We start from the raw sequence: 14004 nt of genomic DNA on the forward strand, positions 1-14004 counted from the left end.
AGGCAGATAAACACAGATGAACGCAGATGAATTCTATCAGTTCCGGTTGCACCATCCGTGGTTGACGGTTGACTGGATTTGACTATTCCGATGCAACCGGGTTTGATAGAATGGGTAATTGGTAATTGGTAATGAGTGAATCAAGACGGACATTCTAATTAAACTCTGTGGACTACCCGCTATTACCTATTACCCATTAACAATTACCAATTAACACTCAGCCTTCATTCTGGGGCGGTGCTGAAGGCTTGAGTTCACTTGCTTTAAAAACAACTTCTTTGGCGACTCCAGGATCTCCGAGTTGTTCGGCTTGTCCGTTATTAACAGCAACCATTACCCCGCCGGCGTTACCTGCTACCACTACCAATTGCTTTTGAGCCCCCCAGGTGCGAACAGTCCCGGTCGGCAAAGTTCCCTCAAACTCTGTTTTACCATCGACTTCAACCTGCATCCATGATTCTGCTTTAAAAGTGACGTTAACCATCACTGGTTTATTGCCAGATTTATTTAAATTTTGACCGGTTCTTACTGCTTCGACAGCCTCGTAACTATCCGGTTTCTGATTTTGTGAGGCTCCTGATGCCTCAGCCGCTAAACGAGCTTGTTCTTGCTGCCCAAGCGCTCGTTCTTCGGCTCCCGCACCATTTTTTGCGGTCATAGAACCGCTCATCAACTGAGATAAGACATTGACCGAACAGATAATTAGAAATGTGTAAAAGAGGTAGAGGTGCATCGGCCGCAACTGAGGCGCATCTTGCCAGGATAGCTTGGTTCTCGATCGGGGTGGCGGTTCGATCGGGAAAAATTCGGCAAACTGATTTCCGTCCAAACCCATTGCTTCAGCGTAGCGCTTGATCAAACCCTGAGTGTAGACGGGTTCGGGAAGTTGGTCGAGTTGACCGTCCTCGATTGCTTGTAGCAGATTCCGCCGAATCATTGTTACCACGGCTACTTTGTCCAAACAAATCGACTGCTGTTCGCGGTATTGACGGAGTTTAGTTCCAATTTCCGCTAGCTTCTTCTGAGCTGTTTCTGGCTCTTGGGAGTGCAGTTTCTGCTTAGTGGTTTTGAAGAATAAAAACAATAAATTCTTTGTCATATGCTGTGCTCCTGGGAATTTACTGGCACGCTTATTGATGTTAGGTTGACTAGATTCCATAAATAAATAATTTCCGCATCTTCTAGGGGTCGGCAGCAGCCGGGTGGCAATATTGGCGAACCGGGCCGCTGCAATTGAATCGGGCCGATGGCTGTGCGGTGCAGGCGCACCACGGGATATCCCAACTGTTCGGCCGTTCGCCGAATCTGTCGGTTTCTGCCTTCTGATAGAATGACTTCTAACAGAGTTTGGTCTTGCGCGCGATCGATAACTTTAACTTTCGCGGGCAAAGTTTTTCTGCCGGACAAGATGATGCCCTGACGCCACGTTTGTAGTATGGGTTCCGGGGGATCGCCGCTCACCCAAACCTGATAAGTTTTGGCGATCGAGTGACGCGGATGGGTCAAACAAAATGTCAGCTTACCATCATTGGTGAGCAAGAGGGCGCCGGTGGAATCTGCATCTAAGCGTCCTACGGGGTGGATGCCTTGACCGGAGCGCAGTTGGGGTGGCAGCAAGTCGAGAACTTTCGATCGGGCCCTTGGATCGCTGCAAGTAGAAACTACGCCTGCCGGTTTGTTGAGCAACAGATAGACCTTTGCGGGTCGATCCGTTGGTTTCACCGGGACTCCATCGACTTGGATGAGATCGCGATCGGGATTCGCTTTTTCTCCTAAGCGAACAATATTGCCATTAACTCGGACTCGTCCAGCTACAATCATCTGTTCTGCAAGACGGCGAGAGGCAATGCCCCACTGGGCGAGGATTTTTTGCAGCCTTTCATCAGACATGACGGGAGTGTAGAAATCCCCAGCGAGCCAGCGGTGGGGAGGAAACACGACACGGTTAATTGATTAACCGTACTAGCAATGCTCAATTCCTGATTGGGAATAAATTATAATGCTGACCAATTATTACAGGACGCCCGGCCTGGCAAAGATTGTCCTTGTGCCCGGTGCAGATTGTCCTGATGGCATTACCCTGAATGCTGTGCAAAAACTACGAGGAAAAGACTCGCGGCAGGCACAGGTTTGCACCGTTGGTTTGCGGCTGGTTTGGAAGGTGTGGGTCTGACCCGACCATAAACCAACACTACCATAAATCCCGTACTGCTGGTTAAATTTATACGCTCGATCGCGAAATTTTCATCGGGATCGCACAACTCGTGAACTCCCCAAAGATCCCAAGGGGAGAAAGGTGAGAATTTTTCTGCTTCTGGCGTTGCTGATGCCAGATTTCTGCTTGATTTTGGAGTTGATCGGACTTGTGTTCATCAACCCGGTTTCTCAGGAAAATCAGAGGTTGACGGCGATATATCTGTGCAGAAACCGGGTTTTTGAGATTGGATGTGCAAGCTCTAGTTAAATTTCTGTGCTTGAATATTAAGGTTTATATTCTGAAATTGTTTATGACTGTCGATCGAAACTCTCTTCAATTTGACAATAGAGATGGGGCTGCTGGGTCTGGTGGGACTGTTAATCTGGGCGAGGAACCGGGGAAACCTTCGCCGAGTCAAGGCAGCCGGATCGCGAGCGCGGTGCTGTCTCCGGCGGTGCAGTTGTGGCTGCGATCGCAAGTTCAGCAGGTGGACGAGTTGAAGGTGAAAATTGAGGGGAGCGATCGACAAATCTTCAGCGGTGCGATCCCCAAAGTCACGGCTGCAGCTCGCGGTGCTGTGTATAAAGGACTACACCTAACTGAAGTTGCCATAGAGGGCTGTGGCATTCGCATCAACCTCGGTCAAGCTCTCAAAGGTCAACCCCTACGCCTCCTGGAATCCGTTCCGGTGGCAGGCGTTTTGAGGCTCAGCCAAGCGGATTTGAATGCGTCGCTGAAAGCGCCTTTGCTTGCTGATGCTTTGAGCGAATTTTTGCTGCCTATGCTGCCGCTGACAGATAGGGAAAAGTCGCTGAAGTTGCAAAATTCTCAGATCGCAATTGAAGCGGGTTTGTTAACGCTTTCGGCGGCAATTTTGCGCGCTAGCGGTAGGCAAATTCCTTTGTTATTGCGGACTGGTTTGCGGATAGCCAGCGGTCGCAAATTGATGTTTGAATCACCAGAAATCGAACTCGATGGAGAATTAAAAAGCAGTGATTTAAATGGTTTTAAAATTGATTTTGGGCCGGAAGTTGAGATTGAAGAATTGATTTTGAGTCCGGGGGAGATTGTTTGTCGGGGAGGCATTAGAGTGTTGCCTTAGTTAGTTGAATGTTGACTGTTGACTGTTGACTGTTGACTGTTGACTGTTGACTGTTGACTGTTGACTGTTGACTGTTGACTGTTGACTGTTAGCTTTAACCTGGTTCTTTGGTAGAGCCTGGGAATACTACCCAATGCCCAATTCCCAATTCCCAATTCCCAATGCCCAATGCCCAATGCCCAATGCCCAATTCCCAATTCCCAATTACCGATTAATTAAAAAAGAGTCGATCGCGGGCAACAGTAAAGTGACAAAATAGTAGACTAACGGTGCGGTAAAAACATAACTGTCAGTGCGATCAAGAATGCCGCCGTGACCGGGGATCAACTGTCCCGAATCCTTAACGCCGGCGTCTCGCTTCATCATCGACTCAGTTAAATCTCCCAACAGGCTAGCAACCCCAATCAACAGACCAAAAGCAGCCCCAGTATACTGCCACCCCGGCCAGTGTAAATACCAAGAACCAGCGACTGCCACGGCGATGCTGCCGCAAACTCCAAATACGGCACCTTCAACGGTTTTTTTGGGGCTGATGTGGGACAGGCTAGTGCGGCCGAAGAATTTGCCGACAAAATAAGCGCCAATGTCAGCGGCCCAGATGCAGAGGAAAGCCAGCAGCAGCGAAGTCAATCCTAAAGATATGCTGCTGGAACTTGTCCAAGACGGCGAGGGGTAAATGTTAACGGGCAAATTGCTTGCTACTGCTTGCGAAAGTTGGGCTGTAGCGAGATTTGCCGGGTCGAGACCGACTCGCAGCCGTACCCAATAACTGGGCAAATAACCGCCGTAGAACAATCCTAAAACTGAAGCGGCAATATCGGCGATCGTCGATAACTTCGGTTGGAACAGCAAGTAGAAACAGATGAAGGTTCCAGCTAGTGGAAACATCGCATCTACGAGTTGCGGTGCAAGGGCCGCCGTAATTAGCAGAACTTGACTGACAACTAAGGTAGTTTTGGCAGCGGGTGCAATGCCTTTAGCCCTGGCTAATTGAAAATATTCCAATTGACCTAGGTAAACGATGATCCCGAAGCCGACGGTGAAGTACCATCCGCCCAAAATAATCATTCCCAAAGCAAGGGCGATCGCAACTATTCCACTCAGGATACGAGACCAAGGCATAAAATGAATTTCTCTTGCAGACGGCGGTGGATCATTCGATTTTGGATTTTGGATTTTGGATTTTGGATTTGAGATTTTTCTAGAGCACGAGTTGATCCCTTGCACAAATAACCCTTATCCCCCATCGGTCATCCAATATCTCAAGTCAGGCGGTCAATCCAGCTATGGTGGCCCCTATTCTTAAGTATGAAGGTTAAGTGAACTTAAAAAAGATTAAGAATTACATTTAGGAATGGGCATAGGGCATAGGGCATGGGGCATTGGGTATGTACTCCCAGGCTCTGCCGAGGAACCAGGTTAAAGTTAACTGTCAACTGTCAACTAACTTCTAATCCAGCTTTTCGCCGCTGAGAATAAATATGGGATTGACGGCGGCAAAGGTTTGACTGAGGCCGCGAGTCTCCAAGCGGTTGACGGCGGACTGGACTACTTCAATGTTGCGGACTTGTAACTCGGCGAACCCTTCGGAAAGGGCGTAAAGATTCTCTAAATTCGATGCTGTGGCGACAACTCTACCGTGGGGTTGCAAGTACCGCCAGACTTCTTGGAGAATGGCTTTAATGGGGCGACCTCCTTCGATGCAGACTCGGTGGGGGGGTTGGGGCAGGTTTTCCAGGCATTCCGGGGCACTGCCTTCTATGACTTCTACGTTGTGGAGCTCGAATCGATCGCAATTTCTGCGAATCAAGCTTGCTACTTCTTCGTCCCTTTCGACAGCGATAATCCGACCTTTGGGACACAGCAAACCTGTTTCTACGGCGATCGTACCAGTACCTGCACCGATGTCCCACACGACTGAATCTGCTTGCAGCCGCAAGTGGGAGATTAACAGCAGTCGGACTTCTCGCTTACTCATGGGAATTCCCGGTAAACGTTCAAATAAGTCATCCGGGATGCCTGGAGTGACGTAGGGCCAAAGCATAGTTCTATTTTTGATTTTTGATTTTTGATTGAAGCAAGACCGAAGTTGGAACTCGCGGAAGAAGTAGAAATTCTCCCAATTTCCCCCAAGCCTTAATATTTACTGTCGCACAACCTTGAGAGTTTGGAGGCCGGGATCGCTGCAACCTGTGATTTTTCCGCCGGCGGCCAGGATTTGTTGCAGGTAGTCAACGGCTTCTGGGGTAATGATTTCACCGGGCATCAAGACTGGTATGCCTGGGGGATAGGGACAGATGAGTTCGGCGCACAGGCGATCGACTGCTTTGTCTGCTGGTACTGTTTCCGCTGGAAAAAAGAAAGCCTCACGGGGGGAAAGGAGAGGGGGAGAGGGGGAGAGGGGGAGAGTGGAATATTGGGCAAATCTTCCATCGGACATCGGACTTCTTCTCTCGGACTTCTTCTTTCGGACTTCTTCCTTCTTCCTGACATCCGTTACATCTGTTACATCCGTTACAGAATCCGTTGCCGAACTTCCTTCTTCATGACATCCGTTACATCCGTTACATCCGTTACAGAATCCGTTGCCGAACTTCCTTCTTCCTTCTAAAATCGTAAAAGCTTTAACTAGATTGTCGATATCTGTTTCTGTATTGCCCAAGCTAATAATAAATGTTAGATGTTCAGGCATGGGAAGTTCTGCGGTGACTGCGAATTCCGAGTGCAGAATTTCATCGGCGGCAAATCCTGTGATTCCTAAATCTGATACTTTTACTGTTAGCCTGGTGCGGTCTAATGCTGCAAAACCCGGTGTATTTAACGGTTCTAAAACTGATAAGCCGGGAATTTGACTGATGCGCGATCGCGCTTTTTCGGCTAGCAGTAAAGTTTTGGTCATTAACTGTTCGCCGTGGAGTGCGATTTGTTGGCGGGCTGCGTCTAGGGATGCTAATAGTATGTAACTGGGACTGGTAGATTGTACTAACTGCAATGCTCTATTTAATTTTTGGATATCTATGCGAGATCCCTTGACGTGCAGCATCGATGCTTGTGTCATTGCACCGAGGGTTTTGTGGATTGATTGTACTGTTAAATCGGCGCCGGCTGATAGTGCCGATTCTGGCAAGTTTGGATGAAAGTTAAAGTGCGCGCCGTGGGCTTCGTCTACTAATAACGGTATGTTGTATTGATGGGTAATTTGGGCGATCGCCCGCAAATCTCCGCAGACGCCGTGATAGGTTGGGTAAACCATCATTACTGCTTTGGCGTCGGGATGTTGTTCTAATACTGCGGCTGTGGCTTCTGGGGTGATGCTGTTGGCAATATCCCAATCCTGGTTGTACTCTGGATTGACAAAAATCGGAATTGCACCCGATAAAATTAAACCAGAAATTGCCGATGAGTGGATATTTCTAGGTAGGATAATTTTATCTCCAGGGCCGCAAGTTGCTAAGATGGCGGCGATTATTCCGCAAGTCGAACCGTTAGCCAAAAACCTAGTTGATTGGGCTCCAAATGCTGCGGCGGCTAAGTCTTGAGCTTCGGCAATTGCACCTTCTGGGTTAAAGAGATTGTCTAATTCCGGCAATTCGGGCAAATCCGATCTAAATACTGCCGCACCGAATAAGTCAATTAGGGGTTGAGAGATTCCTTGTCCGCGTTTATGTCCGGGGGCGTAGAATGGGGCGTGTGGGTGATTTGTGCGATCGCGCAAAGCATCTAATAGGGGAGTTTTTGTTTGAGAGTTTGCTGGTGACACGATTAATCTTGATTGCTGTATTTGATATCTAAGTAGAGCGATATGAAAAAACCATAATATCTTATAGGAAGGGGTTGAGCCAGTATCTTTACTCTCAAACAGCTTATTGCTTTACTCACGCGCCCTCCCCATCTAATATTTATTTGTAACCACGTATTTAGTTTAATGCCAAAGGCATAAATTTATGCAGCCGTAATAGTTAATTATAGCTATTTAGATAGATGTGAGCGCTGCACTCTTGAGTTTAAAATTATGAGATAAAACAATACCACAACTCAGTTATTTTTGTAAAAAAATATACCGACAAGTGGCGACAAAATGTTTGTGGAACATCTCTATTAGCGAGCAAAAAACTAACATGATTTTTCCCAACCCTACTCCATTTCCAGGCCCGCAGATTCCCAGTACCGAACCGGGGCTGCCGACTATACCGGCATCGCCACCAGTGCCGGGCCCCGTACCCGAACCGATTCCCGGCATTGTACCGGAACCGGTACCTGCGCCAATTCCTCAGCCAATTCCCCAACCGGTGCCGGAAACTGTACCATCTCCAATTCCTCAGACAGTGCCGGGGCCTATTCCTCAGACAATCCCTGAACCTGTTTAAATTATGTTTTAGTCGATCGCGAAATTTAAGATTGTTTGTGAGGTCGATCGCAAAAACCGGCTTTCTCCAAAGTCCCCAATCTTTTTGATGAATATCAGACTTGAAAAAACTCGGTTTTTGCGTAGATTATCGATTACTTGAAGTTGAGCGCAGTCTCTTTACAAAGGTCAACAGAAGGCAAATTAGTGGATGTGTCGTCAACGTATTCGGCCCTGACATCAAAAACACAGCCCGCCTCCGACCCACCGTAGTCAGCTTGATTCCACTGAAAATCTGCCTTTTCCCGATCGGCAATGGGGGTCTCTAGCTCATTTTCTCCCCAAGTATCCTTATCGGGAGGAGACATATAGACGGCTGTCATCGTCTTGCCGCTGTTGTTAATCACCGAAATTGTGACCATCTGAGCAAAAACGCTAGCTGCTGTGAGCCCTAACAGAGGCAGCGACAGCCCCGCAGCCATCGTTACTTTGCTTAACAACTTGTTAATCATTTAGCCATCTACCTCAAGTTCGATATTTATTCAAGCTTAGCTGTAGAACTTAGAAGGGACAAGTCAGATATATTGCTATTCCTTATGATATTTTGAAACAGTGATATGTTTCTAAATAGCTATGCTTACTGCCGGAATTGTCGGACTGCCTAATGTTGGCAAATCTACTTTGTTTAATGCTCTGGTTGCTAATGCCAAGGCGACTGCTGCTAATTTTCCTTTCTGTACGATCGAGCCAAATACGGGTATCGTGGCAGTGCCAGACGAACGGTTGAAGGTGCTGAGCAATATTTCCAATTCCGTGCAAACTGTGCCGACGCGGATGGAGTTTGTGGATATTGCGGGTTTGGTGAAGGGGGCGAGTCAGGGAGAAGGATTGGGAAATCAGTTTTTGTCTCACATCCGGGCCGTAGATGCGATCGTCCACGTTGTCCGCTGTTTTGACAATGATGATATTATTCACGTTGCGGGTTCTGTCGATCCGCAGCGAGATATTGATATTATCAATCTCGAATTAATTCTAGCAGACTTAGCTCAAATTGAACGCAGGCTCGATCGCACTCGCAAGCTAGCCCGCAACAATAAGGAAGCTCAGGCAGAAGTGGATGTACTCGAAAAATTAGTCGCTGTTTTGAATGCGGGGAAACCGGCGCGGCAGTACAATTTCACAGATGAAGAAGCTGAATTAGTTAAAGGTTTGGAATTACTGACCAACAAACCAATTATCTATGCTGCTAACGTATCCGATGACGATTTAGCAACTGGAAATAGCTATGTCGAACAAGTGCGGGAAGTAGCAGCTAAAGAAAATGCTAAGGTTGTCATAGTTTCGGCGCAAGTTGAGTCAGAATTGGTGGAGTTATCCGAGGAAGAACGAACGGATTTCCTAGAATCTCTGGGTGTAAAAGAAGGTGGCTTGAAATCTCTGATTCGAGCTACTTACGAATTATTGGGTTTGCGGACTTATTTTACTAGCGGGCCGAAGGAAACTCGCGCTTGGACGATTATCGCGGGAATGCTAGCACCGCAAGCTGCGGGGGTTATTCACTCTGATTTTGAACGGGGTTTCATCCGGGCCGAAACTGTAGCTTATGAAGATTTGGTTGCTACGGGCGCGATGAATGCAGCTAAGGAAAAAGGCTTAGTTCGCAGTGAAGGAAAAGAGTATATTGTACAAGAGGGGGACGTGCTGTTGTTCCGATTTAATGTTTAGCTTTTTTAAGGAGATGAACACATGGATATCGTTTCGCTAGCAATTGCTTGGCTGGTAACTTCTGTGAGCTTTTTTATCATTTCCAAGTTGCCCATCGGGGTAGATATTGACACTTTTGGAAAAGCGATGATTTCGGCGGCGGTTTTTGGATTGCTGAATGCTTTGGTGCGGCCGCTTTTTGTGGTTTTGGGTTTTCCATTTGTGTTGGTAACTTTTGGCTTGTTTATGATTGTTATCAACGCTGCTATCTTTGGATTGGCGGCTTGGCTAGTGGATGGATTTCGCTTGCGGTGGGGAATTTGGAGTGCTTTGCTGGGGGCGATCGCCCTCGGTTTTATCAACTCTTTGCTCTATGAGGTGTTGCGGACTCTGCCTAGTTTTCGCTAGTTAAATGTAACGCGCTAGGCGGAAGGAAGGGGCGGGTTTATTTATCCTGTTGGTCATAGCAAATATTTCGGTTGAAAAAGGTTTGTAGTTGCGCTTCAGCGCTGACCGGCGCTGAAGCGCAACTACAAATCTAAAAATTGCTTGAAGACTGTGCCAGTTTGCCTTAGTCCTGTAGTTATTATTAGCTTTCGCAGTAGTCGATAAATTTGTCTGGAACTAGGCGCAATTCGCCAGATCGAAAGCGCTTGACCGCAATCCAAAATGCAGTATGTTCCCCATCTCCGTCTGCAAAGGCTAGACTATCCAATTCATAAAATTTGGAATCGACAAAATCGCACTGGTATAGTTGTATTAATTCATGTCCGGCTTGGCCATTATAAACAAAGAAGTTTTCCAAACAAGCCAAATATTTGATGTTTGTCAACTCGGCTTGAATTTCTTCTTGAAACTCTCTTTGCAAAGCGTCGATGCTGTGCTCTCCGAATTCTACGCCGCCGCCCAGAGCTCGGTAAAAAGTGTCTTGTTTGACCGGATCGCAGCATTCGGAAACGAAGATGCGATCGCCCGATCGAATCAATCCTAAAACAATTACGCGAATTTTATCTTGCATAATATAGCCATTCAGTCATCAGTCATTAATCATTAAGCATCAAACTAAAGAAACCGGGTTTTTGGCCCTTCAAGGGTTGTAACAAAGTATTCAAGGGAAAAACCCGGTTTCTGATTACCGGTGCGTCCAGGACTATATTATCTCTGTATCCGTGTCATCCGTGTGATGCCCACGTTTAATTATCGCTAGCAAAACCCTCCCTGCTGCTTCTATTTTCAATTGGCCAGTCTATATTTTCACCGCCGATAATTAGTTTTTCAATCGTTACGAATTCTTTGCTTAGTTGCTGGAAAACATTAATTAAAACATCGAGGCCAATTGCATCGCTAGTGCCCAAATCAAACCAGCAGCGAGCCCAAGAACCTTGATACTCCATTTCTCCCATATTGTGCATCAAAGCCATCATGCTTTGGTCGGCTAGATTAACATCGTAATTCATATCACTGATGTCTAAGCCTTCATCTTGAACTTGCAAATTTTCCGCATTAAATCCTCCCAGTTTTCCCAAGAAAAACCAAGAGTCAAACACTTCTTCAACATACTGTTTTTCACCGTTTGAAGGTACGTTGCTGAACTTCAGCCAAATCCAGAGGTCAAAGGGGTTAAACTCGCGAAACTCTACTTGCATCGTTTTTTTTGTTTTTATAGTGGTGGTAAGGCCGCCGGCCCCCAGACTCCATCTGCATCTCTAATTTTATCGCGCATCGGGTCGCAGTCGCGAGATTGGCTGTCTAGACGGTTGCGGGTTCTGCACTGTTGAAAGAAGATTTCGGCTACTAAACTGCGCGGCAGTTGGTCGGGTTTTGCTAAGGCTGCGTCGAAGTTTTTTCGGGCTTCTTCAAGTAAGGTTTTGTTGCTGTCTTTACCCTGGGATTGGGAAAACAATATTTGTGCTTTTAGATAGAGAATTTCTGGATTATTGGGGGTTTCGGCTAGGGATTTGTTGGCAAACTCTAAAGCGCGATCGTACTTTTTCAAGTCTCGATAGCCTACTGCCATGCCGCGATAAGCTAAGTAGCGCGGAGAGGCTTTTTGTTCGAGTCTTTGAATTGCTTCGTTGGGGTTGGAAAAGGGCAGGTTTTTGGCTAGCATTAAGTCCATGTAGCCTTTGATTAAGTTGAGTTCGGGGTCATTGGGGGCTATTTTTTCTGCAGCCTCTAGGTATTGAAATACTACTCGCAATTTACTCAAAGCTTGGGGCGCGCCTTTGGCTGTTCCTTCTTTTGCTATAATGTTCGCCCCTTCTAAAAAGTGGCCGACGGCTGTGTAAATATTGCCGCGCAAGGGATTGGTTTTAGTCAATTTTTCGCCGACTTCGCGGGTTTTTTGTGCGTAGGAATTCATCGAGCTTAAGTCCTGCTCGATGTATGATAGGGAGGCTGCCATCGCATAGGCTAGCGGTTCGTTTGGTTCGGCTGATAGTGCTTGTTGAACTTGTGCTTTTGCTTGTTTGTAGTTTCCTTGCTGAAACATTGTTTTGAATACGGTTTCGGTGTTGGGCCCGATCGCCTGCTGGTTGCTGCTGCGAAAGGGATCGCCCGCTACTGCTGAGTTAATGCAGATGCTGAGGGCGATCGCTCCTGCACAGGCGATCGCCCGCACTGTCTGTTTAGAACTTAACATTTGCTTGCCCAGCGATGCTAAAGGGGTTTTCGTCATCGTCAATTCTCTCAATGTAATATACTGTAAACTAGAAACAAGAGAGTTAAATTTTCAGGCTTTCGGGCCGCGACCAAAAAAAGAGCGAAATTTGCTTGATTTTTTGTGGTTGTTGAGGTATATTTTAATAATGGAAGTGTGACTTGTAATATATTAAACGACAGATTTCCATTGTTAAAGTATACCATGAAACAACAAAAAAATCAAACGCCAATCCTGAAAAAAAAGGAAAATTTTGTAAAGATTTATGTAAAATAATTGTGTGCGATCGGCCCCAGCCAAAAACAGCCTTAACTATCAATAGCACAACCAGAAGTTCCCCGATCCAACAATAACTATTTTTATGATTGTTGACTGTTGACTGTTAACAACTGCCAACTGCCAACTGCCAACTAACAACTGCCAACTGCTAACTAACAACTGCCGTTAATGCTTTATCTAAAAAACTTAGTATATCATCCTACCGCCTGTCCGAATCCTATTCTGAAAAATATTAACTTAGAACTGCCCTCGCAGCAAATGGGGCTGATTGTGGGTCGCAGCGGTTCTGGCAAAAGTACGCTATTAGAAATATTAGCAGGTTTAGCGGAAAAAACTAGCGGCGACATCCGTTGGCGGGAACAAGAATTAACACCAGAACACTTGCAACAGTTAGGAGGTTTAGTGTTCCAGTTTCCAGAAAGGCATTTTTGCGGAGGCACAATTTTAGAAGAATTGCGGTTGGGTCATCCTGAATTGGGACAAGAACAAATTAACTCAGCAATGGCAGAGGTGGGACTAGGACATTTGCCTCTGCGCGCTTCCCCCCACGCTTTGAGCGGCGGACAACAGCGCAGGGTAGCCCTGGCGGTGCAGCTAATTCGGCAGCCACATTTGCTACTTTTGGACGAACCGACGGCGGGTTTGGATTGGTCGATGCGACGGCAGTTGGTAAGCTTGTTGAGTAAGTTGAAAAGTCACTGGACTTTGTTGATTGTTACTCACGATGCTAGCGATTTGTTGGGTGTAGCCGATAAATTTTGGACTTTAGACCACGGGGATTTGCAGGAGGTCGATCGGGCTAAATTAGAAGCTAAGGAAACGAGTTTTGTTAGTCATTAGTCATTAGTCATTAGTTAGTGCGGGTGGGTCTACCGCATTATGAAGCATTTTTAAGTACAGAGAATTTGCAGAGCTTACAAAAGAGTGGGAATAGAAGATGAATCAGATTACAATGCCTATGTTGCCCCAGATGAACGACTTGTGGCAAAAAACGCTGAATTGGCAGCCGGATGAGTCGCAGCAACAACAATTTCAGCGACTTTATGAGTTAATAGTCGAGGGAAATCGCTCCTTGAATTTAACTCGAATTACTGAGCCGATGGAGTTTTGGGAAAAACATTTGTGGGATTCTCTGCGGGGAATTGCGAGACTGCTGCCAGCTAATCATAATTCGGCGGAAAATCCCGAATTAGGCGCCGAGTCGGTTCAGAAAGCGATCGACATTGGGACTGGTGGGGGTTTTCCGGGTCTACCGATCGCGATCGCCCTGCCGGAACTATCAGTTACTTTGCTCGATTCTACTCGCAAGAAAATTGATTTTTTGGCAACAGTTGTGCCATCTTTAGGGATAGAAAATGCGGCGACTTTGTTGGGCAGATCCGATGAAATTGCCCGACAGCCGCAGCACAAACAAGCTTATGATTTAGCCGTTCTCCGAGCAGTGGGAGCAGCTCCTCTCTGCGCTAAATGCGCGCTGCCTCTGCTAAAAAATGGCGGTTTGGCTGTACTTTACCGAGGGAATTGGACGGTGGAGGAAGAGACGGAGTTGCAAAGGGCGATCGAGCATTTGGGCGGCACAGTTGAGTCAGTCGAAGCATTCACAACGCCGACGAGTCAGGGGGCGCGGCACTGCGTTTACTTGCGGAAAGTTGTACAGCAGTTCGAGCGTCCCGTTCGCTAGTAGGGACACGGCACTGCGGTGTCCTGTATTTCATCTG

The 14004-nt window shown here is 46.9% G+C and carries 15 protein-coding genes; 6 read left to right on the forward strand and 9 right to left on the reverse strand.

The features are described from left to right. Positions 1-217: 217 nt before the first annotated feature. Together QUA36_RS00595 and QUA36_RS00600 are read right to left on the reverse strand one after the other, a co-directional pair. Positions 218-1099, reverse strand: coding sequence for a RodZ domain-containing protein (locus QUA36_RS00595; RefSeq protein WP_333159839.1), 882 nt, complete (start codon positions 1097-1099; stop codon positions 218-220). Next, on the reverse strand, positions 1096-1890 hold the full coding sequence (locus tag QUA36_RS00600; RefSeq protein WP_333455098.1) for a pseudouridine synthase: 795 nt from the start codon (positions 1888-1890) through the stop codon (positions 1096-1098). Before QUA36_RS00600 ends, QUA36_RS00595 begins: the two co-directional genes overlap by 4 nt. 557 nt (positions 1891-2447) lie before the next feature. Between QUA36_RS00600 and QUA36_RS00605 the strand changes: the two genes are divergently transcribed. Beyond that, positions 2448-3299 carry a DUF2993 domain-containing protein gene (locus tag QUA36_RS00605; protein ID WP_333454899.1) on the forward strand — a complete coding sequence of 284 codons (852 nt, stop codon included), beginning with the start codon at positions 2448-2450 and terminating at the stop codon, positions 3297-3299. 204 nt (positions 3300-3503) lie between these two features. Here the strand turns inward: QUA36_RS00605 and QUA36_RS00610 are convergent, their stop codons facing one another. The 3 genes from QUA36_RS00610 to QUA36_RS00620 all read right to left on the reverse strand — a co-directional run bounded on the left by QUA36_RS00610 (position 3504) and on the right by QUA36_RS00620 (position 7059). Continuing rightward, positions 3504-4421 carry a phosphatidate cytidylyltransferase gene (locus QUA36_RS00610; protein WP_333454901.1) on the reverse strand — a complete coding sequence of 306 codons (918 nt, stop codon included), beginning with the start codon at positions 4419-4421 and terminating at the stop codon, positions 3504-3506. A gap of 328 nt (positions 4422-4749) precedes the next feature. After that, positions 4750-5343: a precorrin-6Y C5,15-methyltransferase subunit CbiT gene (gene cbiT, locus QUA36_RS00615; RefSeq protein ID WP_333159834.1), complete on the reverse strand. Its 594-nt coding sequence runs from the start codon at positions 5341-5343 to the stop codon at positions 4750-4752. Positions 5344-5442: 99 nt separating this feature from the next. Then, on the reverse strand, positions 5443-7059 hold the full coding sequence (locus tag QUA36_RS00620) for an aminotransferase class I/II-fold pyridoxal phosphate-dependent enzyme (protein ID WP_333454903.1): 1617 nt from the start codon (positions 7057-7059) through the stop codon (positions 5443-5445). A gap of 358 nt (positions 7060-7417) precedes the next feature. Here QUA36_RS00620 and QUA36_RS00625 point away from each other — a divergent pair, with 358 nt between their 5' ends. Then, positions 7418-7666 carry a gamma-aminobutyric acid A receptor, epsilon-like protein gene (locus tag QUA36_RS00625; RefSeq protein WP_333454905.1) on the forward strand — a complete coding sequence of 83 codons (249 nt, stop codon included), beginning with the start codon at positions 7418-7420 and terminating at the stop codon, positions 7664-7666. Between the two features lie 133 nt (positions 7667-7799). Here QUA36_RS00625 and QUA36_RS00630 read toward each other — a convergent pair whose 3' ends face one another. Next, a complete protein-coding gene (locus tag QUA36_RS00630; protein ID WP_333454907.1) occupies positions 7800-8156 on the reverse strand; it encodes a hypothetical protein in 357 nt (118 codons plus the stop codon). 121 nt (positions 8157-8277) lie between these two features. Between QUA36_RS00630 and ychF the strand changes: the two genes are divergently transcribed. Together ychF and QUA36_RS00640 are read left to right on the forward strand one after the other, a co-directional pair. After that, positions 8278-9369 (forward strand): redox-regulated ATPase YchF, encoded by a 1092-nt coding sequence (gene ychF / locus QUA36_RS00635; RefSeq protein WP_333454909.1) that lies wholly within the window; start codon positions 8278-8280, stop codon positions 9367-9369. A gap of 21 nt (positions 9370-9390) precedes the next feature. Continuing rightward, positions 9391-9756 (forward strand): phage holin family protein, encoded by a 366-nt coding sequence (locus QUA36_RS00640; protein WP_333454911.1) that lies wholly within the window; start codon positions 9391-9393, stop codon positions 9754-9756. 181 nt (positions 9757-9937) lie between these two features. Here the strand turns inward: QUA36_RS00640 and QUA36_RS00645 are convergent, their stop codons facing one another. The 3 genes from QUA36_RS00645 to QUA36_RS00655 all read right to left on the reverse strand — a co-directional run bounded on the left by QUA36_RS00645 (position 9938) and on the right by QUA36_RS00655 (position 12025). Then, a complete protein-coding gene (locus tag QUA36_RS00645; RefSeq protein WP_445301406.1) occupies positions 9938-10366 on the reverse strand; it encodes an NUDIX hydrolase in 429 nt (142 codons plus the stop codon). A 175-nt stretch (positions 10367-10541) separates the two neighbouring features. Then, on the reverse strand, positions 10542-10994 hold the full coding sequence (locus tag QUA36_RS00650; protein WP_333454912.1) for a DUF3531 family protein: 453 nt from the start codon (positions 10992-10994) through the stop codon (positions 10542-10544). 14 nt (positions 10995-11008) lie between these two features. Continuing rightward, positions 11009-12025, reverse strand: coding sequence for a Sll0314/Alr1548 family TPR repeat-containing protein (locus tag QUA36_RS00655; RefSeq protein WP_333454914.1), 1017 nt, complete (start codon positions 12023-12025; stop codon positions 11009-11011). Positions 12026-12454: 429 nt separating this feature from the next. Between QUA36_RS00655 and QUA36_RS00660 the strand changes: the two genes are divergently transcribed. Then, positions 12455-13126 carry an energy-coupling factor ABC transporter ATP-binding protein gene (locus QUA36_RS00660; protein ID WP_333159808.1) on the forward strand — a complete coding sequence of 224 codons (672 nt, stop codon included), beginning with the start codon at positions 12455-12457 and terminating at the stop codon, positions 13124-13126. A 97-nt stretch (positions 13127-13223) separates the two neighbouring features. Continuing rightward, positions 13224-13967, forward strand: a complete 744-nt coding sequence (gene rsmG, locus QUA36_RS00665; RefSeq protein ID WP_333454916.1) for a 16S rRNA (guanine(527)-N(7))-methyltransferase RsmG — start codon at positions 13224-13226, stop codon at positions 13965-13967. Positions 13968-14004 lie beyond the last annotated feature (37 nt).

This window comes from Microcoleus sp. Pol10D4, from assembly GCF_036701555.1.
Lineage (GTDB): Bacteria > Cyanobacteriota > Cyanobacteriia > Cyanobacteriales > Microcoleaceae > Microcoleus.